27 protein-coding genes are annotated in these 25,092 nt (G+C 57.7%); 25 read left to right on the plus strand and 2 right to left on the minus strand.

Annotated features, from left to right (window positions below; genetic code table 11):
* Positions 1-114 precede the first annotated feature (114 nt).
* Entirely contained in the window at positions 115-456 is a 342-nt protein-coding gene (rplS, locus tag ACEVJK_RS04760) for a 50S ribosomal protein L19 (protein WP_147572234.1), read from the plus strand.
* A gap of 37 nt (positions 457-493) precedes the next feature.
* Here the strand turns inward: rplS and ACEVJK_RS04765 are convergent, their stop codons facing one another.
* Positions 494-1,258: a TraX family protein gene (locus ACEVJK_RS04765; RefSeq protein ID WP_240287777.1), complete on the minus strand. Its 765-nt coding sequence runs from the start codon at positions 1,256-1,258 to the stop codon at positions 494-496.
* A 106-nt stretch (positions 1,259-1,364) separates the two neighbouring features.
* Here ACEVJK_RS04765 and ylqF point away from each other — a divergent pair, with 106 nt between their 5' ends.
* The 18 genes from ylqF to ACEVJK_RS04855 all read left to right on the plus strand — a co-directional run bounded on the left by ylqF (position 1,365) and on the right by ACEVJK_RS04855 (position 19,212).
* Positions 1,365-2,246 carry a ribosome biogenesis GTPase YlqF gene (gene ylqF, locus ACEVJK_RS04770; protein ID WP_262669768.1) on the plus strand — a complete coding sequence of 294 codons (882 nt, stop codon included), beginning with the start codon at positions 1,365-1,367 and terminating at the stop codon, positions 2,244-2,246.
* Entirely contained in the window at positions 2,247-2,852 is a 606-nt protein-coding gene (locus ACEVJK_RS04775; RefSeq protein WP_186852509.1) for a ribonuclease HII, read from the plus strand. It abuts the gene before it with no gap.
* A gap of 17 nt (positions 2,853-2,869) precedes the next feature.
* Complete coding sequence (locus ACEVJK_RS04780; protein WP_240287772.1) at positions 2,870-3,217, plus strand: YraN family protein; 348 nt, start codon at positions 2,870-2,872, stop codon at positions 3,215-3,217.
* A 140-nt stretch (positions 3,218-3,357) separates the two neighbouring features.
* Positions 3,358-4,842 (plus strand): threonine synthase, encoded by a 1,485-nt coding sequence (thrC, locus tag ACEVJK_RS04785; RefSeq protein WP_374740261.1) that lies wholly within the window; start codon positions 3,358-3,360, stop codon positions 4,840-4,842.
* Positions 4,843-4,846: 4 nt separating this feature from the next.
* Entirely contained in the window at positions 4,847-5,536 is a 690-nt protein-coding gene (locus tag ACEVJK_RS04790) for a metallophosphoesterase (protein WP_186852511.1), read from the plus strand.
* A gap of 134 nt (positions 5,537-5,670) precedes the next feature.
* Positions 5,671-7,065: a trigger factor gene (gene tig / locus ACEVJK_RS04795; RefSeq protein WP_374740102.1), complete on the plus strand. Its 1,395-nt coding sequence runs from the start codon at positions 5,671-5,673 to the stop codon at positions 7,063-7,065.
* 209 nt (positions 7,066-7,274) lie between these two features.
* Entirely contained in the window at positions 7,275-7,856 is a 582-nt protein-coding gene (clpP, locus tag ACEVJK_RS04800) for an ATP-dependent Clp endopeptidase proteolytic subunit ClpP (protein WP_147572241.1), read from the plus strand.
* A gap of 59 nt (positions 7,857-7,915) precedes the next feature.
* Entirely contained in the window at positions 7,916-9,229 is a 1,314-nt protein-coding gene (clpX, locus tag ACEVJK_RS04805) for an ATP-dependent Clp protease ATP-binding subunit ClpX (RefSeq protein ID WP_147572242.1), read from the plus strand.
* Positions 9,230-9,315: 86 nt separating this feature from the next.
* On the plus strand, positions 9,316-11,736 hold the full coding sequence (gene lon / locus ACEVJK_RS04810) for an endopeptidase La (RefSeq protein WP_374740104.1): 2,421 nt from the start codon (positions 9,316-9,318) through the stop codon (positions 11,734-11,736).
* 12 nt (positions 11,737-11,748) lie between these two features.
* Positions 11,749-12,345, plus strand: a complete 597-nt coding sequence (gene yihA / locus ACEVJK_RS04815; RefSeq protein ID WP_262669764.1) for a ribosome biogenesis GTP-binding protein YihA/YsxC — start codon at positions 11,749-11,751, stop codon at positions 12,343-12,345.
* Positions 12,346-12,495: 150 nt separating this feature from the next.
* On the plus strand, positions 12,496-13,296 hold the full coding sequence (locus ACEVJK_RS04820) for a ScpA family protein (RefSeq protein WP_147572245.1): 801 nt from the start codon (positions 12,496-12,498) through the stop codon (positions 13,294-13,296).
* A 15-nt stretch (positions 13,297-13,311) separates the two neighbouring features.
* Complete coding sequence (gene scpB / locus ACEVJK_RS04825; protein WP_374740105.1) at positions 13,312-13,926, plus strand: SMC-Scp complex subunit ScpB; 615 nt, start codon at positions 13,312-13,314, stop codon at positions 13,924-13,926.
* A complete protein-coding gene (locus ACEVJK_RS04830; protein ID WP_374740107.1) occupies positions 13,923-14,543 on the plus strand; it encodes a hypothetical protein in 621 nt (206 codons plus the stop codon). Before scpB ends, ACEVJK_RS04830 begins: the two co-directional genes overlap by 4 nt.
* Positions 14,544-14,547: 4 nt before the next feature.
* Positions 14,548-14,970, plus strand: a complete 423-nt coding sequence (locus ACEVJK_RS04835) for a GerW family sporulation protein (RefSeq protein WP_240287768.1) — start codon at positions 14,548-14,550, stop codon at positions 14,968-14,970.
* An 86-nt stretch (positions 14,971-15,056) separates the two neighbouring features.
* Entirely contained in the window at positions 15,057-16,181 is a 1,125-nt protein-coding gene (locus ACEVJK_RS04840) for a D-alanyl-D-alanine carboxypeptidase family protein (protein ID WP_147572249.1), read from the plus strand.
* A 19-nt stretch (positions 16,182-16,200) separates the two neighbouring features.
* Complete coding sequence (locus tag ACEVJK_RS04845; protein WP_147572250.1) at positions 16,201-16,926, plus strand: pseudouridine synthase; 726 nt, start codon at positions 16,201-16,203, stop codon at positions 16,924-16,926.
* Positions 16,927-17,086: 160 nt separating this feature from the next.
* Positions 17,087-17,950: a MurR/RpiR family transcriptional regulator gene (locus tag ACEVJK_RS04850; protein WP_147572251.1), complete on the plus strand. Its 864-nt coding sequence runs from the start codon at positions 17,087-17,089 to the stop codon at positions 17,948-17,950.
* The gene (locus ACEVJK_RS04855; protein ID WP_374740108.1) at positions 17,947-19,212 is read left to right on the plus strand and encodes an NAD(P)/FAD-dependent oxidoreductase; all 1,266 of its coding nucleotides are present in this window, start codon (positions 17,947-17,949) and stop codon (positions 19,210-19,212) included. Before ACEVJK_RS04850 ends, ACEVJK_RS04855 begins: the two co-directional genes overlap by 4 nt.
* Here the strand turns inward: ACEVJK_RS04855 and ACEVJK_RS04860 are convergent.
* Positions 19,196-19,639 carry a GyrI-like domain-containing protein gene (locus ACEVJK_RS04860; RefSeq protein WP_340405684.1) on the minus strand — a complete coding sequence of 148 codons (444 nt, stop codon included), beginning with the start codon at positions 19,637-19,639 and terminating at the stop codon, positions 19,196-19,198. The two genes, ACEVJK_RS04855 and ACEVJK_RS04860, sit on opposite strands and share 17 nt — an antisense overlap.
* 119 nt (positions 19,640-19,758) lie before the next feature.
* Here ACEVJK_RS04860 and cmk point away from each other — a divergent pair, with 119 nt between their 5' ends.
* From cmk to ispF, 6 genes are all read left to right on the plus strand, one after another.
* Positions 19,759-20,436 carry a (d)CMP kinase gene (gene cmk / locus ACEVJK_RS04865; RefSeq protein ID WP_374740109.1) on the plus strand — a complete coding sequence of 226 codons (678 nt, stop codon included), beginning with the start codon at positions 19,759-19,761 and terminating at the stop codon, positions 20,434-20,436.
* Entirely contained in the window at positions 20,433-21,083 is a 651-nt protein-coding gene (locus ACEVJK_RS04870) for a lysophospholipid acyltransferase family protein (protein WP_374740110.1), read from the plus strand. The genes cmk and ACEVJK_RS04870 overlap by 4 nt, the downstream gene beginning before the upstream one ends.
* Entirely contained in the window at positions 21,080-23,041 is a 1,962-nt protein-coding gene (locus ACEVJK_RS04875) for a bifunctional 4-hydroxy-3-methylbut-2-enyl diphosphate reductase/30S ribosomal protein S1 (protein WP_374740111.1), read from the plus strand. Before ACEVJK_RS04870 ends, ACEVJK_RS04875 begins: the two co-directional genes overlap by 4 nt.
* A 178-nt stretch (positions 23,042-23,219) precedes the next feature.
* Positions 23,220-23,696, plus strand: a complete 477-nt coding sequence (locus tag ACEVJK_RS04880) for a CarD family transcriptional regulator (protein ID WP_147572256.1) — start codon at positions 23,220-23,222, stop codon at positions 23,694-23,696.
* Between the two features lie 85 nt (positions 23,697-23,781).
* Positions 23,782-24,519, plus strand: coding sequence for a 2-C-methyl-D-erythritol 4-phosphate cytidylyltransferase (ispD, locus tag ACEVJK_RS04885; RefSeq protein ID WP_374740112.1), 738 nt, complete (start codon positions 23,782-23,784; stop codon positions 24,517-24,519).
* A 2-nt stretch (positions 24,520-24,521) separates the two neighbouring features.
* The gene (ispF, locus tag ACEVJK_RS04890; RefSeq protein WP_374740262.1) at positions 24,522-24,995 is read left to right on the plus strand and encodes a 2-C-methyl-D-erythritol 2,4-cyclodiphosphate synthase; all 474 of its coding nucleotides are present in this window, start codon (positions 24,522-24,524) and stop codon (positions 24,993-24,995) included.
* The last annotated feature ends 97 nt before the right edge of the window (positions 24,996-25,092 follow it).

Genomic DNA, 25,092 nt, shown 5'->3' on the forward strand with positions numbered 1-25,092 from the left:
AATTGTGATATGATTCCTTAGTCTGAAAACGGGTGGTCCTCTGCGGCGGCGCTCTAATCGTGTGTGCGCCAGAAAAGCCGGCATGAACGCCTATATAACAGGAGGAAATGTAATATGGATCTAATGCAGGCTTTTACCGAGAAGTACAAGAAGGCTGAACCCCCCGTCGTGGCCATCGGCGACACTGTCCGTGTCCACCTGAAGGTCAAGGAGGGCAACCGTGAGCGTATCCAGGTGTTCGAGGGTACCGTCATCGCCAAGAAGCACGGCGGCATCGAGGAGAGCTTTACCGTCCGCCGTATCTCTTATGGCGTCGGTGTGGAGAAGGTATTTCCTGTCCACGCCCCCTCTGTCGAGAAGATTGAGGTGGTCCGCCACGGTAAGGTCCGCCGCGCCAAGCTGTACTACCTGCGCAACCGCGTGGGCAAGGCTGCGAAGATCAAAGAGGCCCTGTGATCCACAAAAAAGGAGCGGTTTGTGCCGCTCCTTTTTTCTATCCGGCTATCAGCGCTAAAATTAGCAGGTGGGCGGGGTAGAAGAAATACCACAGATATTTACCCACCGGAAAGGTGAGGCCTTTTTTGCCATTGTAGCGGAAGGTGAGAGCTACTCCAAGGAGAGGACCGATGGTGTTGACCGCCCATAGGTGTATCCAGCGCCAGGTCAATGTACCGGCGGCGGCTTGGGAGAGGAGATCCCAAGTCAGAGCGTAACGGGTCACGGGCAGAAGAAAGAGGAACAGCAGGAATTTTCGACTTACGCTCCAGTGGTCAGTCAGATAAAAGGCAAGGATCAAGATGAGGTACCGGCCCGTTCCCTCCGCCAGCGCCAGGACCTCCGCTACCAGAATGACGGCCGCCGCCAAGGTCCATCCCAGCCAAGGATGCAGTCGATTACCATGCTCAAAGAGCCACAGGGTGATTAGGCCCCAAAAAAGTGTGAATATGATGTTCCCATGCATCCCAAATAAGAGGTAATAAGGCCACTCGGACAAACAGGCAAAGACCAACAGCCGCAGAGCATACTGCTTGACGCTATGGGTGTATCGGTAGCCATTGGCAATGAAAAACAGAAACACTGGGGCTGCGATGCGGCCGATATAATCCGTAAGGGACTGTATAGCCAGCGCGATATGGGGCGTTTCTGTGGCGTGGGGAAAAAAGAGGTCCCAGACAAACCAGGATACTGGCCAGACACTGGTTACATGGTCGAACAGCATGGACAGCAGGGCCACGAGTTTAAGAGTAAAAAAGCTCATATTATCTTCCTCCAGAATATGTTTCGAGGAAGAGAATAACATGGAAATCTTACAAATTTTTGGTTGTCTTTCTTTCAAATTTCTGAAATTTTGGGAGGTGTCCCATATGAATATTCAATGGTATCCTGGTCACATGACCAAGACCCGTCGGCAGATTGAGGCTGACCTGAAGTATGTTGATATTGTGGTAGAGATAACCGACGCCCGCATCCCGGTGTCCAGCCGAAACCCGGACATTGACGCCATCTGCGCCGGGAAGCCCAGGCTGATTGTCCTGAACCGGGCGGACCAGGCTGACCCGTCCATGACTGGGCTGTGGACCGCTTGCTTCAAAGGAGAGGGGCACAGCGTACTGGAAACAGACGCCAAGTCCGGCCGGGGCGTCAACCAGTTTTCTGCGGTCGTGCAAGGGGCGCTGAAGGAGCAGATCGCCAAGTGGCGGGAGAAGGGCCAAGTGGGTCGCCCAGTCCGGGCTATGGTGGTCGGAGTACCCAACGTGGGCAAGTCTACCTTTATCAACAAGGTAGCGAAAAAAAAGTCAGCCAAGGCGGGTGATCGGCCTGGAGTCACCCGAGGCAAGCAGTGGGTTAATGTGGATCAGTCCCTGGACCTTCTGGATACTCCGGGGATCCTATGGCCCAAATTTGACGACGAACAGACCGGGCTCCATCTGGCCTTTACTGGAGCGGTGAAGGACGATATCATGGATGTAGAGACCCTGGGCTGTCATCTGATGACCCTGCTGGCTCACCGCTATCCCGACGCCCTGATGGCCGGCTATAAGCTGGCCGCTCTGCCCCCGCGGGATGGGGAGGAAAATGACGTGGCCTATGGCTACCGACTGCTGGAGACCTGCGCACAGAAGCGGGGGATGCGGATTTCCGGGGGGGGGCTGGATACCGAGCGGATGGCTCGTGTCCTTCTGGATGAATACAGGGCTGGCAAGCTGGGACGCTTCACACTGGAAGCGCCGGAAAGGGAAATGTGAATGGACCGCTATACCTATGAGAGAGAGGCGCTGGCGGCTGGATACGGGCTGGTTTGTGGCTGCGATGAGGCGGGGGCCGGACCGCTGGCCGGGCCGGTGTACGCCGCCGCCGTTATCCTGCCTTTGGGTCTGGATGTCCCTGGGCTAGACGACTCAAAAAAATTGACGGCAAAGAAGCGGGAGTCCCTGTTTCCCTTTATTCAGGAGCAGGCTCTGGCCTGCGCGGTCGCCTGGGTGGATGCCGCCGAGATCGACGCTACGGATATCCTAAGCGCCCGAATGAGGGCTATGCAGCTTGCCATCGATGGACTGCCTGTCCACCCTGACTTTGCGTTGATCGACGGCAACCGGGACAGGGGGCGGACCTCCTCCATCACCGTGCCCCACCGCTGTATCGTGAAGGGGGACAGCCTGTCGGCCTCTGTCGCCGCCGCCTCTGTGCTGGCCAAGGTGAGCCGGGACCGCTTCATGCTGGAGATGGCGGAGCGGTATCCCCAATACAGATTTGACCAGCACAAGGGCTATGGTACCAAGCTGCACTATGAGCTGCTGCGGCGGTATGGCCCCAGTCCGATCCACCGCCGCACATTTTTGAAAAGCCTATGAGCGGACAGGAGAGCAGATTGCTGGGCCGATGGGGGGAGGCCTTGGCGGCTCAATGGCTGCGGGAACGTGGCTGCCGGATCCTGGCCGCTGGCTGGAGATGCCGCCAAGGGGAGATAGACCTGATCGCGCGGGAGGGGAACTTCCTGTGTTTTGTGGAGGTAAAGCTGCGCAAGAGTGGCAGCTTTGCTCGTGCCGGTGCCTTTGTGGATAGCCGGAAGCAGGAGAAGCTGCGTCTGGCCGCCCAGCTCTACCTAGCCGAAAACCCCACACAGCTCCAGCCCCGTTTTGATGTGGTGGAGATCTATGCCCCTCAGGGGACGGAAACGTGCCGCCCCCAGATTTCTAGAGTGGAAAACGCCTTTTAGGCCATCCACATTTCTCTCGGTTTTTCTTTCCTCAGAACTTGACCTGGGACCGGGAAACTGTCATAATAGAGCACAGTGGTCCTGTCGGATGGCAGGTAATACCGTTTTTGACTTTGTGAATCAAGATGGGAATGATCAAGATGCAATATGTCAGCACAAGAGATGTAAGTACCTCTTATATGGCCTCCCAGGCCATTATCCAGGGGTTGGCTCCAGACGGGGGCCTGATGACCCCCTTCTACATCCCCAAGCTGCCCGGTAAAGCCCTGGAGGACTTAAAGTCCATGTCCTACCAGCACCGGGCGGTTTACATCATGAAGCAATTTCTGGAGGAGTTCTCCGTTAAGGAGCTGACCGACTTCGCGGCGGCCGCCTATGGCCCGGAGAAGTTTGACACCCCGGCAGTCGCCCCTGTGCGCTCTCTGGATGGGAATACCCACTGCCTGGAGCTGTGGCATGGCCCTACCTGTGCCTTCAAAGATATGGCGCTCCAGATGCTGCCCCACCTGCTTACTGCCTCTTTGACCAAGAGGGAGGAGGAAAAGACTGTCTGCATCCTGGTGGCCACCTCCGGCGATACAGGCAAGGGAGCCCTGGAGGGCTTTAAGGATGTACCCCATACCCGCATCATGGTGTTCTATCCAAGGGACGGCGTGTCCCAGGTACAGGAGCTCCAGATGGTCACCCAGGAGGGAAATAACGTGGGGGTGACCGCGGTGCGAGGCAACTTTGATGACGCTCAGAGCGGCGTCAAGCGGCTGTTTTCCGATGGGGAGCTGCGCAGAACTCTAGCGGACCGGGGATTTTTCTTCTCCTCCGCCAACTCCATCAACTGGGGCCGTGTTCTGCCCCAGATCGTCTACTACATCTCCGCCTACTGCGACCTGCTGCGGGATGAGAAGATTGCTCCGGGCCAGACCATCAATGTCTGCGTGCCTACCGGCAATTTTGGCAATATCTTGGCCGCCTACTATGCCAGAGAGATGGGAGTGCCCATCGGCAAACTGATTTGCGCCTCCAACAGCAACAACGTCCTGACTGACTTCATCCGTACCGGCGTGTACGACCGCAAGCGTCCATTTCACAATACTATGTCCCCCTCCATGGACATCCTGATCTCCAGTAACCTGGAGCGTCTCCTGTTTGCTCTGACCCAGGACACCCAGGAGGTCAAGCAATATATGGAGCAGTTGAACACCAGCGGCCGGTATGAGGTTCGCAAGCCCATTCTGGAGCGGCTGCAGAAGCTCTTTCAAGGTTACTGCTGTGATGACCGGGAAACGCAGCGTGTCATTGGTGAGGTGTACCGTCAGCACGATTATCTCATCGATCCACACACCGCCGTGGCCTTCTCTGCCCTGGACCAGTATCGGAAGGAGAGCGGAGATGATACCCCCTGTGTGGTGGTGTCCACCGCCAGTCCCTTCAAGTTCTGCGACAATGTGCTGGGAGCCCTGGGAGTGACGGAAGTGGCACAGGGGCTGGACGCTCTGGACCAGTTGTCCGCCAAGACCGGACTGCCCGCTCCCGCTCCGTTGTCCTCTCTGCGTAACAAGGAAATTCGCTTTACGAGGACGGTGGAGAAAGAGAATATGGTGGACGCGGTGCTGTCCATGCTGGTGTGAGCCCATGGCCCTGTATGCCATTGGAGATACCCATTTATCCCTCTCCAGCGGAAAGCCTATGGATGTTTTTGGCGGGGGCTGGACGGGGTATGTGGATAAGTTGAAAGAGGGCTTCTCACAGATCCGCCCGGAGGACACGGTGGTCTTGTGCGGCGACCTATCCTGGGCCATGGGATTGGAGGAGGCGAGGGAGGACTTCGCTTTTCTAAACGCCCTGCCTGGGAAGAAACTGCTGATGAAGGGCAATCACGACTACTGGTGGAATACCGCCGCCAAAATGGAGCGGTTCTTCCAGGAAAATGGATTTACCACCTTCCATCTGCTCCACAATAACTGCCATTTCTATGGGGACATCGCCCTGTGCGGGACCAGGGGATGGTTTTATGAGGAGGACAGGGAGGGGCACGGCACCAAGATTTTCAACCGGGAGCTGATTCGGCTGGAGGCGTCCCTGAAGGCCGGGGGGGAGAAGGAAAAATTCTGCTTTCTCCACTACCCCCCTCTCTATCAGGGTTATCGCTGCCAGGAGATCATCGACCTGATGGAGCGGTATGGCGTTACCCGCTGCTACTATGGCCACCTCCACGGCGGAAGCCACCGTCTGGCGGCCTCTGGAAAGCATGGCGGCATTGAGTACCACCTGGTTTCGGCGGATTATTTGGGGTTTCGACCGGAAAAGTTGGTGGAAGATTGAAAAATTCATGGAAAATTCTTAAAAATCCTCTGGTCAAACAGAGAGATATCTGGTAAAATATCGTGGCGAAAGTAAAAAGGCGCTGTTCTTTCCCCCTTTGGGATGGAGATGCGCCCACAGGAGGAAGTAAACAAATGAAGGTCACCAGTGTTGAGAAGAAAGAGAAAAGCACCGTCGAGCTGACCATCCAGATCGACGCCGCCCAGTTCGAGGCCGCCGTTCAGAAGGCCTATCTAAAGAGCCGCGGCTCTATCTCCGTCCCCGGCTTCCGCAAGGGCAAGGCCCCCCGCAAGATCATCGAGGGGATGTACGGCGCTGGCGTATTCTATGAGGATGCTATCAACGACGTCTACCCCTCCGCTTATGAGGAGGCTGTCAAGGAACAGGGGCTGGACGATGTAGGCTATCCAAAGATGGAGATCGTTGAGGTGGGTAAGGAGGGCTTTACCTTCAAGGCTCTGGTTTCTGTCCGACCCGAGGTCAAGCTGGGTACTTACAAGGGCATCACTGCCCCTAAGGAGGAGCCCAAGATTACCGAGAAGGACGTCGACGAGGAGATGAAGCCCTTTGTCGAGCGGGCGACCCGCCTGGTCAGCGTCAAGCGCAAGGCCAAGAAGGGCGACACTGCCGTCATCGACTTTGAGGGCTTTGACAACGGCACCCCCTTTGAGGGAGGCAAGGGCGAGAACTACGACCTGAAGCTGGGCTCCGGCGCCTTTGTTCCCGGCTTTGAGGAGCAGATTATCGGCATGAAGGCCGGCGAGGAGAAGGACCTGGATATCACCTTCCCGGAGGACTACCACGCGGATCTGGCCGGTAAGGCTGTGGTATTCCATGTGAAGGTCAACGAGGTCAAGGAGTCCCAGGCCCCTGCCGTTGATGATGAGTTTGCCAAGGATGTGTCCGAGTTTGAAACGCTGGAGGCCTTCCGGACCGACCTGAAGGAGAAGGTCACCCAGCGCCGCCAGCAGCAGGCTCAGGCTGACTTTGAGAACGCCGTGATGGATCAGCTGGTGGAGGATATGGAGTGCGAGATCCCGGACGGCATGGTGGAGGTCCAGGTGGACCGCCTGATGGACGACTACGCCATGCGCCTCCAGGGTCAGGGCATCTCCATGGACGATTATATGAAGATGATGGGGATGAGCCCGGAGATGCTGCGCACCTCCGCACGTCCCGCCGCCCTGAAGCAGGTGCAGACTGAGCTGGCCCTTACCGCCGTGGCCGACGCCGAGAAGCTGGAGGTCACTGAGGAGGAGCTAGAGGCTGAGTTCAGCCGTCTGGCTGAACAGTACGGCCTGAAGGTTGAGCAGGTGAAGGCAGCGGTTCCCGCCGAGGACCTGAAAAAGGACCTGCGGCTGAAGAAGGCCAGCAGTCTGGTCATTGCTGAGGCCAAGTCTGGAAAGGCCAAGAAGAAGGCTGCTGCCAAGAAGACGGAGGCCGCCGAGGCAGCTGCTGAGGAAGCCCCTGCCGAGGAGAAGCCTAAGCGCGCCCGCAAAAAGAAGACCGAGGAGCCCAAGGCTGAGTGATGCTGTCACGTCCGGGGTGGGGAACCGCTCCGGGCGTGTCCATATTTTTGCAGACGTGGAGTAACAAGGCGCCGGTGAGGCCATGGAGCAGGGCGGCACACCGCCCGCTCCTGAGATCGTCCCTTTTTCTCTGGTGGGCCGGAGGAATCATTTTCCGGCTGGACGGGTATACTCTGGTATCACCGTCCCAAAAGAAGGAGTATGTGATTATGAGTTTAGTTCCTTATGTAGTAGAGCAGACCAACCGCGGCGAGCGGTCCTATGACATCTTCTCCCGCCTGCTCAACGACCGTATCATCATGCTGTCAGAGGAGGTCAATGACACCACAGCCTCCCTGGTGGTGGCTCAACTGCTGTATCTGGAGGCCCAGGACCCGGATAAGGATATCCAGTTCTATATCAACAGCCCCGGTGGCTCTGTTACCGCCGGAATGGCCATCTATGACACCATGCAGTATATCAAGTGCGATGTGTCCACCATCTGCGTGGGGCTGGCAGCCTCTATGGGCGCCTTCCTGCTGGCTGCTGGAGCCAAGGGTAAGCGGCTGGCTCTGCCTAACGCTGAGATCATGATCCACCAGCCCTCCGCCGGGACCCAAGGGCAGATCACCGATATGGCCATCCACCTGAAGCGGCTGGAGGTAGTCAAGAGCCGGATGAACCGCATTCTGGCGGAGAATACCGGCAAACCCATTGAAGTGGTCACCGCGGACTGTGAGCGGGACAACTTTATGACCGCTCAGGAGGCCATGGAGTATGGCCTGATCGATAAGGTCATCGATAAGCGCTGACCTGGAGAACGCTCAGGGTCAGCCCCGATTTCCCACCATAGAGTTTATGAGGTGTACCAATGGCGCGAAATGATGAAAAAAGCATCCGCTGTTCCTTCTGCGGAAAGCATCAGGACCAGGTCCGCCGGATCATTGCCGGGCCTGGGGCCTATATCTGCAACGAGTGTGTCCAACTGTGTATGGGGATTCTGGACGAGGACAACGACCCCATCCAGGATGCCTTAGACAGCGATATCCCCGATGTAATCCCCACCCCAAAGGAAATACACGCTGTTCTGGACCAGTATATTATTGGACAGGAGAAGGCCAAAGTGGCCCTCTCTGTGGCCGTGTATAACCATTATAAACGCATCTACTTCGGCGGGGCGGAGGATGTGGAGCTTCAAAAGAGCAATATTCTGCTCATGGGTCCCACCGGCTGCGGGAAGACTCTGTTTGCCCAGACACTGGCTCGAGTGCTGAAGGTCCCATTTGCCATCGCTGACGCCACCACACTGACTGAGGCGGGCTATGTGGGTGATGATGTGGAGAACATCCTGCTGCGTCTGGTCCAGGCGGCCGACTACGACATCGAGCTGGCGGAGCGGGGCATCATCTACATCGACGAGATGGATAAGATCGCCCGCAAAAGCGAGAATACGTCTATTACTAGGGACGTGTCCGGCGAAGGGGTGCAGCAGGCCCTGCTGAAGATTCTGGAGGGTACCGTGGCTAATGTCCCCCCACAGGGCGGACGGAAACATCCCCACCAGGAGTTTATCCAGATTGATACCAAGAACATTCTCTTTATCTGCGGCGGCGCCTTTGACGGCATCGACAAGATCATTGAGAACCGCCTGGATAAGCGAACCCTTGGCTTTGGGGCGGAGATCCAGAGCAGGAAGGAGCGCAACGTGGGCCAGTTGATGGCCGAGGTCCAGCCCCACGACCTGCTGAAATTCGGCATCATCCCGGAGCTGGTAGGGCGCCTGCCTGTCATCACTACCCTTCAGTCTCTGGACCGGGACCAGATGGTCCAGATCTTGACGGAGCCCAAAAATGCCCTGGTCAAGCAGTACCAGAAGCTATTGGAATACGACCAGGTGGAGCTGGACTTCAGCCGGGAGGCCCTGGAGGCGGTGGCCGACGTGGCAGTAAAGCGGGGCATCGGTGCTCGCGGCCTCCGCGCGGTGCTGGAGGAGATCATGACCAAGGTTATGTACGACGTGCCCTCTGACCCAACCATCGTGAAGGTAACCATTACCGCCGCTACCGTGCAGGATGGTGCTCCGGCTGAATTGACCTATGACCCGGAACGCTGCCGCCGTCCCCGTCTGGGGAAAGCGGCGCTTAAGGCCGAGCGCGGCGGTGTCCCCGGCACCAACGCCGGATAAAAGAGAAATCTTGAATGCCCCGCGGAGCCCCCGGATCGGCGGGCCCCGGGGCATTTCGCTATATCGACCAGAGAGGAAGTGACCACATGACGACCACACAGAAGGATATCCTCCACACCAGCACTATGCCGGTCATCGCTCTGCGGGGGCTGACCATCTTCCCCAATGTGCTGATCCATTTTGATGTGGCCAGGGATATCTCCATCAAATCCTTGGAAACTGCTATGACGACCGGCAGCCCTGTGTTTCTGGTGGCCCAAAAGGATATCTCCGTGGAGGTGCCGGACCAGCGCGACCTGTACGTGGTAGGAACCATCTCCAATGTACGCCAGATCCTCCGTATGCCAGGAGACAATGTCCGGGTTATGGTAGAGGGGCAGGCCAGAGGCAAGCTGCTCCGCCTCCTGCGGACCGAGCCCTATCTGGAGGGGGAGATACTGGAACTGCCAGAGGAGGAGCGGACTGGAACAAGCGCCCGGACCGAAGCCCTAATGCGCTCCACCTACGAGCTCTTTCAGCGGTATACGGAGCTGGCCCCTAAGGTATCTCCAGACCTGCTGATCCATGTATTGGCCAGCCAGGACCCAGGCTATATCTCTGACTATATCGCCCAAAACATCCCCATGCGAAACAGCGACAAGCAAACCATCCTGGAGGAGCGGCGGCCCCTGCGCCGCCTGGAGAAGCTGCATCGGCTGCTGGACCGGGAGGTGGAGATACTGGCTCTGGACAACGAGATACAGAGCAAAGCCAGAGAGCAGATGTCCGACCAGCAGCGGGATTACTACCTCAGGGAGCAGATGAAGGCCATCCAGAACGAGCTTGGAGAGGGGGATGGGGCCGACGAGTTCGAGGAGTACCGTCAGAGGATTGCCAAGGCCGCCCTGCCTGATGAGGTGCGGGAGAAGTTGACCAAGGAGTTGAACCGGCTGACCAAGCAGCCCTTCGGATCCTCGGAGGCCACCGTTCTGCGCAGCTATCTGGACGTATGTTTGGAGCTGCCTTGGGGAAAATACACCAAGGAGAAGATCAGCGTCCCGGCTGTCCGCCGGGTGCTGGACCAGGAGCACTACGGCCTGGATAAGGTGAAGGAGCGCATCCTGGAATTTGTGGCAGTCAAGCAGCTGGCCCCGGCGTTGAAAGGACAGGTACTCTGCCTGGTGGGCCCGCCCGGAGTGGGCAAGACCTCCATCGCCATGTCTATGGCAAAGGCTATGAACCGGAAGCTGGCCCGTCTCTCCCTGGGCGGCGTCAGCGATGAGGCGGAGATTCGGGGGCACCGCAAGACCTATGTGGGAGCCATGCCGGGCCGCATCATTACCGCAATCCAGCAGGCGGGCAGCTGCAATCCGCTGATCCTGTTGGACGAGATCGACAAGCTGGGCCGGGACCACCGGGGCGACCCCTCCTCCGCACTTCTGGAGGTGTTGGACGGAGAACAGAATGCCACCTTCCGGGATAACTTCCTGGAGGTCCCCTTTGACCTGTCTCAAGTCCTGTTTATTACCACCGCGAATACTCTGGATACCATTCCCCGGCCTCTGCTGGATCGGATGGAGGTCATCGAGCTGTCAAGCTACACCGATGAGGAGAAGGTTCAGATCGGGAAAAAGCATCTGCTTCCGAAGGAGATGAAGCGCCACGGCCTGGAAAAGAGCCAGCTGAAGGTATCCGACAGCGCCCTGCGGGAGATCATCTCAGCCTATACCCGGGAATCGGGAGTTCGGGTGCTGGAGCGAATGCTGGCTGCCATCTGCCGCAAAACCGCGATGAGAGTGGTTTCAGATGGCGTAAAGTCGATTCGCATTACAGAAAAAGATCTCAAGGAGTATCTGGGGGTCCCACGCTATTACCCCGAGCGGCAGGCCCTGGAAGAGCGGATAGGCGTGGTCAATGGCCTGGCCTGGACCTCTGTGGGCGGCGAGCTGCTGGAGGTGGAGGTGAATGTGGTCCCAGGGGCCGGAAAGGTAGAGCTCACCGGAAATCTGGGAGATGTGATGAAGGAGAGCGCTTACGCCGCACTCAGCTTTATCCGCAGCCAGTCAGACCGGCTGGGGATCCCCGCCGATTTTTATAAGGAGAAGGATATCCACGTCCACTTCCCGGAGGGAGCCGTCCCCAAGGACGGGCCCTCTGCCGGCATCGCCATCACTACCGCCATGGTGTCCGCCCTGACTGGCTGCCCGGTGCGCCGTGGCATCGCCATGACCGGAGAGGTCACCCTCCGCGGCCGTGTCCTGCCCATCGGAGGTTTGAAGGAGAAAACGATGGCCGCTTTCCGAAACGGCATCAAAACGGTCATCCTGCCAGCGGACAACGGCAAGGACTTAGAGGAGATCGACCAGACGGTACGGAAGGCTCTCCAGTTTATCCTGGTAGAGCGGGCAGACCAGGTGTTGTCGGCAGCCCTCTCACACCCGCTGCCCTCCGCGGAGGAGCAGAGGGAGCCGTCCGCTCCAGTCCTGGGGACTGCAAAGAGAGCCCCTGGTCCCCGGCTGCGCCAGTGAGGAGGGGATAGGATGCCTGTCAACCTGCAAAAGGCGGAATTTATCCTGTCCGCCGCTTCCGCAAGGGACTTCCGGACCGACGGGCTGCCTCAGGTGGCCTTCGCCGGCCGTTCTAATGTGGGTAAGTCCTCGGTCATCAACCGGCTGTTGGGCCGAAAGAATTTTGCACGGGTGGGTGCCGCCCCGGGCAAGACCATCCACATTAATTACTTTTTGATTGATGGGGGCTTCTACCTGGTGGACCTGCCAGGATATGGCTACGCCAGGGTGTCCAAGAGTGAACGAGACCGGTGGGCGCGGCTGATGGAGTCCTACTTCGCCCATCCGGAGCTGATGACCCTGGGGGTGATGATTGTAGACTCCCGGCATAACCCCACCGCCGATGACTGTACCATGGCCCAATGGTTCCGTGACACGGGGCGGCCTATGGTAGTGGTGGCCAACAAACTGGATAAGCTGAAAAAGAGCGAGATCGGTCCCAACCTCCAGAGGATCCGGGAAACCCTGGAGCTGGACGAGGAGACCATCGTTATCCCCTTTTCGGCTGAGAAGGGGACCGGCAGGGAGGAACTGCTGTCGGCTATCCTGTCCGGCGCCGGAGTGAGCTGAAGGATCCCCGGTATGCCCTGCGGCATACCGGGGATCTTTGTACAGGAGAGACTTTATTCTCTATATTGGGAAACCGCTGTTCACGCCTTGTGTTTTGGCTCCATAGCTGGTATAATATTCTGACACAATTTTCCCAAAAGAGGTGAGCCCATGGAAGCACCCATCTACCACCTGGAAGGGGTGGTGAAGGCCAAGGAAGAAAATATGGAGGACTTCGTGGGCCCGCTGGACCTGATTCTCCATCTTTTGAGCAAGAATAAGATGGAGATCAAGGACATTCAGATATCGCTGATCCTGGACCAGTATCTGGAATGGATGAACAAGCGGAAGGAATTGGACCTGGAGGTGGCCAGTGAGTTTATCACAATGGCCTCTCATCTGATCTATATCAAGACTCGGATGCTCCTGTCCATCCACGATGAAGAGGCACTCAGCGAGGTGGAGCAGCTCATCGCTACACTAGAGGCCCATCAGAGAAATGAAAATTTTTTGAAAATCAAGGAAGTCATCCCTGTGCTGGATACCAGGTTCCACTATGGGCGGGACTATCTGACCAAAGTGCCGGAGCCGGTCCAGCCGGACAGGACCTATCGCTATGTCCATGACAGGGAGGATATTTGGAAGGCTATGACCGCTGTATTGTCCCGGACAGACAACAAACTCCCGCCTCCTGTTTCCGCCTTCCAAGGCATCGTGGGCCGGGAGCCCTACCCCGTGACAGACAAAGCGGGAGAGATCGTCCGGCGGTTGCTCCAGTTCGGCGTTACCCGCTTTCGGGCCCTGTTCAAGGGGAACCGGAGCCGCTCCGAAGTGGTGGCTACTTTCCTGGCAGTGCTGGAACTGTGCAAAGCGCGCCGAGTCAGGTTGGCGGGTACCGAGTCGGACTGTACTGTCACCTGCACCCAGGCGGAGGGGGAGACGCCGGCGGAGTTTACCGCCGACAGCTACTAAGAGGAGGATAGCTCTGTGGAACTGAAGGAATTGGAATCCGCTCTGGAGGGTGTCCTCTTTGCCTCAGGAGAGCCGGTGGCTGTGGAGCGGCTGTGCCTGGGGCTTGAGGTGGACAGGCCCACCCTGGACGCTGTGGCCCAGCGGCTGATGGACCAGTACAGCTATGAGCGGCGGGGAATACGGCTGATCAAGCTGGATACCAGCTATCAGCTTTGCTCCGCGCCGGAGTTCGCCCTCTATATCAGAAAGACGCTGGAGAGCCGCAAGCCGGCCCGCCTGTCTCAGCCCGCCCTGGAGGTACTGGCGATTATCGCCTATTATCAGCCGGTGACCCGTGCTTATGTAGATCAGGTGAGGGGGGTAGACAGCTCCTATACGGTGGGGCTGCTGCTGGAGCGGGAGCTGATTGAGGAGGCGGGCCGCCTGGCTGTCCCCGGACGGCCGCTCCTGTTTCGGACCACCAAGAACTTCCTGCGTTCCTTTGGGTTGTCCAGCCTGGAGGAGCTGCCTGAGCTCCCCGACTCCTCCCAGGAGGGGAGTCAGATGACCCTGGAGCTGGAGGCGGCGGTAGCCAGGCTTAGGGCGGAGGAGGAGCAGGGGGCCGGGCTGCCGGCGGAGGACGGGCCATGAAGCTCCTGTTCACGGTGGCCGCCGTCCTGCTGGCCCTGCTCCTGCTGGGACAGGTCCGGGTGGGCTGTGTCGTGTCCTATCAGCAGGAGGGGCTGTTCCTCTGGCTGCGAACAGGGGTTGTCCGAATCAGAGTGCTCCCTTGGAAGCGGAAAAAGAAGGAAAAGCCTGTCCGGGGAAAAAAGATGGGAACGGACCTGACAGAAGAAAAACCTGTCCGCGTGAAGGGCGGGGGGCTGGAGTATGCCAAAAGGCTGCTCCCCATCGCACTGGAGGCGGCGGGACAGTTTCAGAAGAAGCTGAAAATAGATATCCTGGATCTGGAATTGACCATAGGCGGTCAGGACCCTGCGGACGCGGCAATGGCCTATGGATGGGCAAACGGGGCCCTGGGCGCCCTGTGGTATCCCCTGGTAGAGGGGTTCCATGTAGTAGATGGCCGGGCTAGGGTCAGGCTGGATCTGGAGGCTCCTGCCGTCAGTCTGCGGGGGAGGGCCTCCTTGTCCCTGAAGCTGGGGCAGATATGCCGGCTGGCGGTGTATTTTGGGATAAAAGCTCTGCGGGCTGTCATGGCGGCGCGTGGGGAACAAAAAGAGCAGAATGTGAGAAAGGCGGCCTGAGGGTATGGAAAAAAAGGACCATCTAAGTGAACTGATGAGCGTCACCATGGAGCACGTGAGGGCCATGGCGGACGCCAACACAATCATTGGCACCCCTATTCAAGCAGATGGAGTTACCCTGATCCCCGTGTCTAGGCTGTCCTTTGGGATAGCGGGCGGCGGGACCGAGTTTTCTACCAAAAAGCAGCCAGCCAGCGATCCGGCCTTCGGTGGGGGCAGCGGAGCCAGTGCTAAACTGGAGCCGGTGGCCTTTCTGATCCTCCGGGGAGGCTCCGTGAAGCTGCTGCCTGTGGCTCCTCCTCCCGCCACTACGGTGGACCGGGTCATTGAAGCGGTGCCCGAGGTAGTGGACAAGGTAACGGACTTTATTGAAAAGCAGCAGGAAAAAAAGGCACAGGAGGCGGAGCGGGCGGATTTTGCCGAATAAAGCCAAATTCGCAAAAATTTCCGGGCAACGAAAAAAGTTAGACTGCCATACTATGGTCACCTATGTTTTTGAAGAAGGTGACTGATATGAAACGGATCATGAGTTTGTGTCTGGCGGTGCTGACAGCGGCTGTTGCACCTGCCGCGGCCGCGGCGGCCTCCGGAGCGCCTGGTACCTCCGCCGCCTCGGTAGTCCTGATGGATGGAGAGAGCGGGCGGGTGCTATATGAGCAGAACGCCCATGAGCCGCGTCTTATCGCCAGCATCACCAAGCTGATGACCGCCCTGGTGGCCCTGGAATCAGGCCATGTGCTGGAAGAAGAAGTGACCATCTCCGGGGAGTGGGCCGGGGCTGAGGGCTCCTCCATCTACCTGCGGGCGGGGGAGCGGGTAAGTCTGGAGGCGCTGCTCTACGGGATGCTCCTACGCTCTGGAAACGATGCCGCTCTGGCGGTAGCCGGATACTGCGGCGGTACGGTGGAGCGGTTTGTGGACCGGATGAATCAGAAGGCTCAGGAGCTGGGGATGGCAGATACCCATTTCGCCAATCCCAATGGGCTCAACGCGGAGGGGCATTACTCCTCTGCCTATGATATGGCGCTGCTGGCCCAAGCCTGCCTGAAGAATGATACCTTGGCGCAGATAGTGTCCACCAAATCCATCACCATAGGGACCAGAACATTTACTAACCACAATAAGCTGTTGTGGCAGTATGAGGGCTGTATTGGACTGAAGACAGGATATACCGAGAAGGCAGGGCGCACATTGGTGTCAGCGGCCAGAAGGGAAGGGACTGCGCTGATCTGCGTCACTCTCAGTGACCCCAACGACTGGGCGGACCACACCCGTCTCTTTGACTGGGGTTTCTCCCACTATCGTGCGAAGGAACTGACACGTGCGGGGGAACAGGTCTGTCAGCTCCCGGTGGCGGACAGTCTGATCCCAGTGTGTCCCATATCAGCGGCCGAGGATTGTTCTGTGGCCTTGGCAGAGGGGGAGAAGCTCCAGTATGATATTCTGCTGGACCAGGAACTTCTGACCGCTCCGGTGGAGAGGGGGGCCCCTTTGGGCAGGGTGGTGTTCCGCTTGAAGGGGGAAGAAGTGGCGGATATCCCCCTGGTAGCCGGCGCCGATATCCCGCGGGACAGCGTATCGGTCCGCGGGCTGTGGGACAGGCTGTCGGACCGGTTGGCCCAGCTTTCGGAGAGATAGAGAAAGAGAAAGGCGGACCATGGAAGAACGACTGCAAAAGCTGATATCCTCCTGCGGACTGGCTTCCCGGAGAACGGCGGAGGAGTGGATTTCCTCTGGACGGGTCACAGTGAATGGAGAGAAAGCCCATCTGGGGGATCGAGCGGACCTGGACCGGGATCAGGTGCTGGTGGATGGCAAAAGGCTGCGCCCCGGGGGAGCACGGACCTACCTGATGCTCAATAAGCCCCGCGGCTATGTGTCTACCCTCTCTGACGAGCAGGGGAGAAAGACCGTGGCGGATCTGGTGTCCGGTTGCGGCGCACGAGTGTGGCCCATCGGCCGGCTAGACCTGGATTCGGAAGGGCTGCTCCTTCTGACCGATAACGGGGAGATCACCCACAGGCTCCTCCATCCCAGCCACGAGGTGGAAAAAGAATATCTGGTCTGGGTGACTGGAAATGTAGAGAAAGCCCTGCCCATTCTGTCCGGCCCAATGGTGTTGGACGGGGAGAAGCTGGCTCCCGCCCAAGTTCGGCGGGGGCGGACCAGCGGAGGGGTGTCCCAGATGTCTGTCGTCATCCACCAGGGGAAAAACCGGCAGGTGCGCCGGATGTGTGCCCAGGCAGGACTCAATGTGCTGCGGCTGAAGCGGATTCGGGAGGGGGCGCTGCACCTGGACAGGACACTGGCCCCCGGAACATGGCGTAGGCTGACGGAGCAGGAGGTGCTCCTGCTGACGGGAGAAGAAACTACAGATAATTGAACAAGCTGCTCGGCGCTTTTTGCAAGAAAAAATGAATTTCTTGCAAAAAGCGCTTGCATTTTTGCAGGAAAACGGGTATGATAATCCATGAAAGGCGTGTACGCTTTGACTGACGTATAGTATCAGAGGGGTTTCTATATAAACGGGAGATGAGAACCATATGAATCGTGACATTTTGGCCCTGATACAGGAGAATATGCATACCTTTTCCAAGGGACAGAAGCGGATCGCTAGCTTTATCCTGGAGTCCTATGATAAGGCTGCCTTTATGACAGCCAGCAAGCTGGGCAAGAAGGTGAATGTGAGTGAGTCTACCGTGGTCCGGTTTGCTGCTGAGTTGGGCTATGATGGATACCCGGATATGCAGCGGTCGCTGCAAAAGATGATCCGTAACCGGCTGACATCCGTTCAGCGGATTGAGGTGACCAATGATCGGCTGGGCGACCAGGATCTGCTGTCTATGGTTCTGCAATCTGACATCGAGAAGATACGTCTTACCCTGGAGGAGCTGGACAGGGACAGCTTTGAGAAGGCTGTTGACGCCATCGTGTCTGCCCGGAAGCTCTACATCATCGGTGTCCGGTCCTGCGCGGCCATGGCAACCTTCATGTCCTTCTATTTCAATTTGATTTTCGATAATGTAGTCAAGGTATCCGCCACTACAGCCAGCGAGGTCTTTGAGAGCCTCCTACGAGTGGGGGAGGGGGATGTGGTTATCGGCGTCAGCTTTCCCCGGTATTCCAGCCGCACGGTTCAGGCGATGAACTTTGCACGGAGCCGGGGGGCAACTACCATCGCCATTACAGACAGCGAGGTATCCCCCCTGTCGCCCATCTCCACCTACACACTGAAGGCGCGTAGTGATATGGCCTCCTTTGTCGATTCTCTGGTGGCGCCCCTCTCACTGATTAACGCCCTGCTGGTGGCGGTGAGCCGGAAGAAAAATGACGACCTGGCCAATACCTTTGAGGACCTGGAGAAAATCTGGGAGGAGTACGGCGTCTATGAGAAGGTGCAGGAGTGAGCGGTACCCATTATGATCTGATTGTGGTGGGCGGTGGGGCCGCGGGTATGATGGCGGCCATCACCGCCGCCCGTCTGGGGGCAGAGGTCTGCCTGTTGGAGCGCAACCCCAAAGTGGGCCGGAAACTGTATATCACTGGCAAGGGCCGGTGTAATGTGACCAATCACTGTACGCCGGAGGAGGCACTAGCCGCCACGACCAGGAATGGACGTTTTCTATACAGCTCTATAAGCCGCACCACACCCGCCAATGTAGAGGAATTTTTTACCGGACTGGGCGTGGAGCTGAAGGTGGAGCGTGGGAATCGGGTATTCCCGCGGTCGGATAGGGCTTCGGATATCATCGACGCCTTATTCCAGGAGTTAAAACGGCTGAAGGTTCCGGTGATTCATGAGCGGGCTTCTGAAATCTGTATTCAGGATGGCGCGGTGCGCGCCGTGGAAGTGAGAAAAGATAAGGGCAGGACTGGATTTGGCTGTAAAGCGGTCATCCTTGCTACGGGAGGCGTTTCCTATCCCGCCACTGGCTCCACTGGGGACGGGTATCGGATGGCGGAGGCATTGGGCCACACCATTGTGGAGCCGTGTCCCTCGCTGGTTCCGCTGGTGTCCCCAGACTCCTGCTGTGGGCAGATGCAGGGACTGACTCTAAAAAATGTTCAGTTGACGGTCCGGGGACAAAAGGGTAAGATAGTATACCGTGAGCAGGGTGAGCTTTTGTTCACCCACTTTGGCCTGTCCGGTCCGCTGGTGCTGTCAGCCAGTGCTCATATGCGGGATTTTGAGAGAGTTAAGTATGTCTGCTCCATCGACTTAAAGCCAGCACTGGACGAGTCCGTTTTGGATGCCCGCCTGCTGCGGGAGCTGGGGGAAAACGCCAACAGAGATATGGGCAATTTATTAGGCAGCCTGGTCCCAAAGGCGATGATCCCTGTCCTGCTGGCGCGTGCCGGCATCCCAGGGGACAAAAAGGCCCACAATGTGACCCGTGAGGAGCGCCGCCGCCTGTTGGAAGCGCTGAAACATTTTACAGTACCCGTGTCCGGACCACGGCCTATTGAGGAGGCCATCATCACCTCCGGCGGTATCAAGGTGGGCGAAGTAGACCCAAAGACCATGCAGTCCAAAAAGGTGCCTGGCCTGTTTTTTGCTGGGGAACTGCTGGATGTGGACGCCTATACCGGCGGCTTCAACCTCCAGATCGCATGGGCTACCGGCCGGGCGGCGGGGGAAGGGGCAGTGGAGTTTATAGGGGCCGGATAAGGGGGACGCACATCTCGCACAGGTGCCGGGCGATCATGGGGGCGGCGTACCGCTCGATGATGGGGCGCCTCCAGTCGGCCGGCAGGCCCTGGGTCAGGACAGGCAGGTCTTTCCAGAAGGAGAGAATGTCGGCCTCTGTGTGGGGCACTTCAAAGACGGCATAGAGGCCGTCCTCCAAGGTCCTTGTTTCCAGACTGGTGGACTGTCCCCGGCGGAGGACCAGACCCAGATCATATCGGAGCTTTTCTGCCGCCACACGGGCGGGATCGTCCAGGGCGATGCCAAAAATGACAGACTGGTCGTCCAATAGCTGCTCCCGGTCTAAGGTTTGCTTAAAGTTCTCCATAAAATGCCTGTTGTGCTGGCCGTATGGGCCGATGCTCCTTTGATATGCCAGGGTAATGTTCTCAAATCTCTCCTGTATCATAGGACCTCCATATTGCAATAAGATTACGGTGATTTAGGTATAGTATCCCGAATTAAAAGGAAGTTCAAGAACTTTTTTAATTTGTTCTATGGAAACCAAAAAGTGTTTGGAGCGGTTGTATGAAGTGTGTCAGCATTGCTATCGACGGCCCCGCCGGGGCCGGTAAGAGCACCCTGGCCCGAAAGACGGCCAGGGAGCTGGGCTTTTTATATGTAGATACCGGGGCCATCTACCGCACGGTGGCCCTGAAGGTCCTCCGGGCGGGTGCGGATCCGTCTGAAGAGAGCCAGGTGATCCCTCTGCTGAAGGGGCTGGATATTTCTATGGACTATGGCCCAGACGGGGAGCAGCAGATGTTTCTGGAGGGCGAGGATGTGTCCAAAGCGATCCGGGAACATCAGATCTCCGGACTGGCTTCTAAGGTATCCGCTATCCCGGCAGTGCGGGACTTCCTGTTGGAATTTCAGCGCACTCAGGCTCGTGAGCACAATGTGGTCATGGACGGCCGGGATATCGGAACCGTCGTGCTGCCTCAGGCAGATGTGAAAATATTTCTCACTGCGGCACCGGAGTCCCGTGCCCGCCGCCGTCTCTTGGAGCTGGAAGGGCGGGGGCAAAAGACTGATTTTGAAACTGTCCTGCGAGATATTGTCCAGCGGGATGAACAGGACCGGAATCGCCCGATTGCACCGCTGCGCCAGGCGGAGGACGCAGTCCTTCTGGACACCACCCGGCTGAATTTAGAGGAGAGTTTGGCGGCCATGCTTTCCTTGATAAAGGAGAAGATTCATCTGTGAGCGAAGAATCGGTGAAAGAACCCCAGGAAAAGAATGAGCTCCAGCGCAAAAGCCTAGACAGATACTTTTCCTTTTTATACGCTGTCATCTGGCCCTTCTTTAACCTCTTCCGCCCAATCCGGGCGGTTGGACGGGAGAATATTCCGGAGGGCCCGGCAGTCATCTGTCCCAATCATACCACCGCGGGGGACCCTTTTTATGTCGTCTTTGCTTTTGGACATAAATGTCCCATGCGGGCCATGGCCAAGATACAGATCATGCGTGTCCCATTTGTCGGCTGGATATTGTCCAAGGCCGGCGTCTTTGGGGTGGACCGGGGAAACAATGATATGAAGGCAGTGAAGACAGCCTTGAAATTCTTAAAGGACGGGGATAAGCTGCTGATGTTCCCGGAAGGGACCAGAGTTCACGAAGGGGAAAACGTGTCGGTCAAGACGGGTGCCGCCCTCTTCGCAACCCGAGCCGGTGTCCCCCTGCTGCCGGTGTACATACAGCGGAAGAAGCGGCTGTTCCGACCGAATACTGTGGTCATCGGACAGCCCTATTATCCCAAGTATGAGGGCCGTAAACCTACGGCGGAGGAGCTCCAGTCAATTGCCCAGGAAGTGATGAACCGGGTGCAGGCCCTGGGGGAGGGGATCGGATGAAGCTGGAATTGGCCAGGAGTGCTGGCTTCTGCTATGGTGTACGGCGGGCCGTGGAGCTTGCGGAGCAGGCTGCCGCACAGGGCACGCCCTGCGTTATGCTGGGCTCCATTATCCATAACCAGGCGGTGATCGGCCGGTTGGCGGAGCAGGGCCTTCGTTCGGTGAAAACACCGGAGGAGGTGCCGGATGGCGCATCGGTCATTATCCGCTCCCACGGCGAGAGCCGCGCGGTTTACAAAACGCTGGAGAGTCGGGGCGCCCAGATCTTGGATGCCACCTGCCCCAATGTGACCCGAATCCATGAGATCGTGCGCCAGGCGGAGGAGCAAGGGAGAAGGCCCGTAATCGTAGGGACTCCTGACCATCCGGAAGTGACGGCTATCGCTGGCTGGTGTCGGGAACCAGTTGTGGTATCGGGGGCAGAGGCATTGGAAAAATGGCTGTTAGAGGCTCCGGACCGGCGAAACCTGCCTATCACTTTGGTATCGCAAACCACATCTACCAGGAAAATTTGGGACGACTGCGTGAAAAAAGCAAAAAAAGAGTGTACAAACGCAGAATTTTTTGATACAATATGTGGAGCGACGTCCAAACGCCAGGAAGAGGCCCGTCAGCTGGCTGAAAAATGCAGCATGATGGTGGTCATAGGCGACAGTCAAAGCTCCAATACGAAGCGGCTTGCGGAGCTTTGCCGGGAGGTTTGTCCCCGCGTTCAGCTGATTGAGAGCGCGGAGGAGCTGGATTTTACCGGGCTGCCCCAGGCGGATATGGTCGGCATCACGGCGGGCGCGTCCACGCCCGCGTGGATAATAAAGGAGGTCTATGACAAAATGAGCGAAGAAATCATGGAGATCGAGCAATCCTTTGCGGAGATGCTGGAGGAGTCGATCAAGCCTATAAATAATGGAGATAAGGTCACGGGCATAGTGGATTCTATTACCCCCACTGAGATCCAAGTCGACTTGGGCTTTAAGTATCCCGGCTATATCCCCTTGGCTGAGTTGAGCGACGACCCCACCGTCAAGCCTGAGGACCTGGTGAAGGTAGGCGACGAAATCGAAGCCTATGTGATGCAGGTCAGCGACCGGGACTGCCAGGTCAAGCTGTCCAAGAAGCGCCTGGATATGGTCAAGGGCTGGGAGGAGATCGAGGCCGCCAGCGAGAACGAGACAGTGGTTGAGGGCTTTGTGACTGAGGACAACAAGGGCGGTGTGGTTGTTTCCGTCAAGGGCATCCGCGTCTTTGTGCCCGCCTCCCAGACGGGCCTGCCGCGGGAGACTCCCATGGCTGAACTGCTGAAGCACAAGGTCCGTCTGGTCATTACAGAGGTCAACCGGGCCCGCCGCCGTGTAGTGGGCTCCATCAGCAAGGTGCAGCGCGCCGAGCGGGCTGCCGCCGCGGAGAAGGTGTGGGCCGAGATCGAGGACGGCAAGCGCTATACCGGCACGGTGAAGTCCCTGACTTCCTACGGCGCCTTTGTAGATATTGGCGGCGTGGACGGCATGGTCCACATCTCCGAGCTGTCTTGGAGCCGCATTAAGCACCCCTCTGAGGTAGTAAAGGTGGGCGATACCGTAGAGGTGTACGTCATCTCCGCCGACAAGGAGAAGAAGAAGATTTCCTTGGGCATGAAGGACCACAGCCAGGATCCCTGGACCGTATTTACTTCTACCTACCAGGTGGGGGACACCGCTAATGTGCGCATCGTCAAGCTGATGACCTTCGGTGCCTTTGCCGAGGTAGTTCCCGGTGTGGACGGACTGATCCACATCTCCCAGATCGCAGACCACCGCATCGAGAAGCCCGGCGACGTACTGGCTGAGGGCGATAAGGTGGACGTGAAGATCACCGATGTGGACATGGAGAACAAGAAGATCTCCCTCTCCATCCGTGCCCTGCTGGAGCCCGCTGTGGAGGAAGATAGCGCCGAGGAAGCTCCTGCCGAAACCGAGGAGTAATTTTGATTTAAAAACGGCCCTGGTCTTTTTGACCAAGGGCCGTTTCCTATATGATGTAAAAAATGACAAAATTTTAAAATCATTAGGGGTTTTGCTTGCGTAAAGCCGTTTAAATTGCTATAATTAGTGTGAAAATAGAGGCAAGGACGGGGTCATGATCGGTATGGAGGTGTAAAAGTTGTACCAGATTGGGGATAAAGTCGTCCACCCAATGTACGGAGCAGGCGTTTTAGAGAGTATCGTCCAGAGAAAAATTGACGGTGTAGAGCGAGATTATTACATGATGAAGCTCCCCAATCGGTCCATGGTGGTTATGATCCCCACAGAACATAGCGAGGATATCGGCGTCCGACCAGTAGTGGACGCGAATCAGGCCGATCAGGTTATGGCGGCGATTCCTTCCATCCAGGCGGAGATGACCTCAAATTGGAACCGCCGTTACCGAGAGAATATGGAGCGCCTGAAAAGCGGTGATCTCTTTCAGGTCGCTTGGGTCATCAAGGGGCTCACGGCCAGGGACCACTCGAGGGGGCTGTCCACTGGGGAGCGGAAAATGCTTCACTCGGCTCGGCAGATGCTGATCTCCGAGATCGTGCTCTCCAAGAGTCTAAGCTACGAGACAGTGGAGGAGCAGTTGGATACGGCGCTGGCATAGTTTGTCCTGCCCAGACATAGTGATTGATAAAAGCTGACCTGAAAAGGAGCCCACCGGCTCCTTTTTTGTGTAGGAGGTCCCTAAGATGCTGGAAGTATTGCGAAAATTAGCGAAGAAAAAGGCCCCTCCCCCGATTTGTTCCGCTGTGATTGTGGCGGCGGGCTCCGCCCGTAGGATGGAGGGGATAGACAAGGTATTGGCTCCTTTGGGGGAACTGCCCGTCCTGGTGCACACGATCTATTCCTTTCAGGACTGCCCCCGGTTTGATGAGATCGTGGTGGTCACGAGAGAGGACCTGCTGGTTGAAGTCAGCCGGATCTGCAAAGACTTCCAACTGGATAAAGTGTCCAAAGTGGTGGTAGGGGGCAGAGAGAGGACCGACTCCGTGCTGGCTGGGCTCAGGGAGGTGCGTCCGGATGCGGACCTTATCGCAATCCACGACGGCGCCCGCCCACTGGCCCCCCAGCAGGTGCTGGAGGAGGTGGTGGAGCGGGCGGCGGAAACGGGAGCAGCCGCCCCCGCTATACCGGTCACAGATACAGTAAAGAGAGCTAGAGAGGGACTGATAGAGGAAACCGTAGACCGCTCAGAGCTTTGGACGGTTCAGACGCCCCAAGTCTTTGAAGCCGGGCTGATCCGGGCCGCGGTGGAGAAGGCGGCGGTTGACGGGGAAAGCCTGACAGACGAATGTGGGGCGGTAGAGCGGCTGGGGATGAAGGTGTCCCTGACCGCTGGAAGCAAGGAAAATATTAAGATCACCACCCCCTTTGACCTAATATTGGGGGAGGCTATCCTGGAAGCGAGAGTGAGGGGAGAGCTATGAAGATGCGGGTCGGGCACGGATACGATGTCCACCGGCTGGTAGAGGGGCGCAGGCTCATCCTGGGCGGGGTAGAGATATCCTGGGAAAAGGGATTGCTGGGCCACTCAGACGCGGACGTACTGACCCATGCGGTGATGGACGCGCTTCTGGGAGCGGCAGGCCTTGGGGACATCGGCACACATTTTCCCGATACAGACTCCGCCTACGCCGGGGCGGACAGCATAAAACTGCTGGAGAGAGTGATCGCCCTGCTGGACCACCGGGGTTGGAAGGTGGGGAATATCGACGCCACCATCCTGGCTCAACGGCCTAAGCTGGCGCCCCATATTCCGCAGATGCGGGAGCGGCTGGCCAGAGCTATGGGAGTGTCCCCGGAGCAGGTCAATCTAAAGGCTACCACGGAAGAAGGCCTCGGCTTTACTGGCTCCGGTGAGGGGATGGCGGCGCACGCAGTAGTGCTGATTTGGAAAGATTGAACGGCAAGCACGAACGCTGCAAATAGTTCGACTCCGGCAAGTATCAGGGGGGCCATTTTCGCCTGGCGTATGGCGAAAATGGAGATATGGGCTGTTT

The sequence above is a fragment of the Flintibacter sp. P01028 genome (assembly GCF_041925235.1).
Classification (GTDB): Bacteria; Bacillota; Clostridia; order Oscillospirales; family Oscillospiraceae; genus Lawsonibacter; species Lawsonibacter aceti.

Excerpts from the sequence above, each read along its gene's own strand:
- ispD (WP_374740112.1), top strand. The coding sequence starts at position 23,782 with ATGCTGGAAGTATTGCGAAAATTAGCGAAGAAAAAGGCCCCTCCCCCG.
- ACEVJK_RS04860 (WP_340405684.1), bottom strand. The coding sequence starts at position 19,639 with ATGATACAGGAGAGATTTGAGAACATTACCCTGGCATATCAAAGGAGC.
- ACEVJK_RS04845 (WP_147572250.1), top strand. The coding sequence starts at position 16,201 with ATGGAAGAACGACTGCAAAAGCTGATATCCTCCTGCGGACTGGCTTCC.
- ispF (WP_374740262.1), top strand. The coding sequence starts at position 24,522 with ATGCGGGTCGGGCACGGATACGATGTCCACCGGCTGGTAGAGGGGCGC.
- clpP (WP_147572241.1), top strand. The coding sequence starts at position 7,275 with ATGAGTTTAGTTCCTTATGTAGTAGAGCAGACCAACCGCGGCGAGCGG.
- ylqF (WP_262669768.1), top strand. The coding sequence starts at position 1,365 with ATGAATATTCAATGGTATCCTGGTCACATGACCAAGACCCGTCGGCAG.
- tig (WP_374740102.1), top strand. The coding sequence starts at position 5,671 with ATGAAGGTCACCAGTGTTGAGAAGAAAGAGAAAAGCACCGTCGAGCTG.
- ACEVJK_RS04765 (WP_240287777.1), bottom strand. The coding sequence starts at position 1,258 with ATGAGCTTTTTTACTCTTAAACTCGTGGCCCTGCTGTCCATGCTGTTC.
- ACEVJK_RS04835 (WP_240287768.1), top strand. The coding sequence starts at position 14,548 with ATGGAAAAAAAGGACCATCTAAGTGAACTGATGAGCGTCACCATGGAG.
- ACEVJK_RS04820 (WP_147572245.1), top strand. The coding sequence starts at position 12,496 with ATGGAAGCACCCATCTACCACCTGGAAGGGGTGGTGAAGGCCAAGGAA.
- cmk (WP_374740109.1), top strand. The coding sequence starts at position 19,759 with ATGAAGTGTGTCAGCATTGCTATCGACGGCCCCGCCGGGGCCGGTAAG.
- ACEVJK_RS04875 (WP_374740111.1), top strand. The coding sequence starts at position 21,080 with ATGAAGCTGGAATTGGCCAGGAGTGCTGGCTTCTGCTATGGTGTACGG.
- ACEVJK_RS04830 (WP_374740107.1), top strand. The coding sequence starts at position 13,923 with ATGAAGCTCCTGTTCACGGTGGCCGCCGTCCTGCTGGCCCTGCTCCTG.
- clpX (WP_147572242.1), top strand. The coding sequence starts at position 7,916 with ATGGCGCGAAATGATGAAAAAAGCATCCGCTGTTCCTTCTGCGGAAAG.
- rplS (WP_147572234.1), top strand. The coding sequence starts at position 115 with ATGGATCTAATGCAGGCTTTTACCGAGAAGTACAAGAAGGCTGAACCC.
- ACEVJK_RS04840 (WP_147572249.1), top strand. The coding sequence starts at position 15,057 with ATGAAACGGATCATGAGTTTGTGTCTGGCGGTGCTGACAGCGGCTGTT.
- yihA (WP_262669764.1), top strand. The coding sequence starts at position 11,749 with ATGCCTGTCAACCTGCAAAAGGCGGAATTTATCCTGTCCGCCGCTTCC.
- ACEVJK_RS04775 (WP_186852509.1), top strand. The coding sequence starts at position 2,247 with ATGGACCGCTATACCTATGAGAGAGAGGCGCTGGCGGCTGGATACGGG.
- ACEVJK_RS04850 (WP_147572251.1), top strand. The coding sequence starts at position 17,087 with ATGAATCGTGACATTTTGGCCCTGATACAGGAGAATATGCATACCTTT.
- thrC (WP_374740261.1), top strand. The coding sequence starts at position 3,358 with ATGCAATATGTCAGCACAAGAGATGTAAGTACCTCTTATATGGCCTCC.
- ACEVJK_RS04790 (WP_186852511.1), top strand. The coding sequence starts at position 4,847 with ATGGCCCTGTATGCCATTGGAGATACCCATTTATCCCTCTCCAGCGGA.
- lon (WP_374740104.1), top strand. The coding sequence starts at position 9,316 with ATGACGACCACACAGAAGGATATCCTCCACACCAGCACTATGCCGGTC.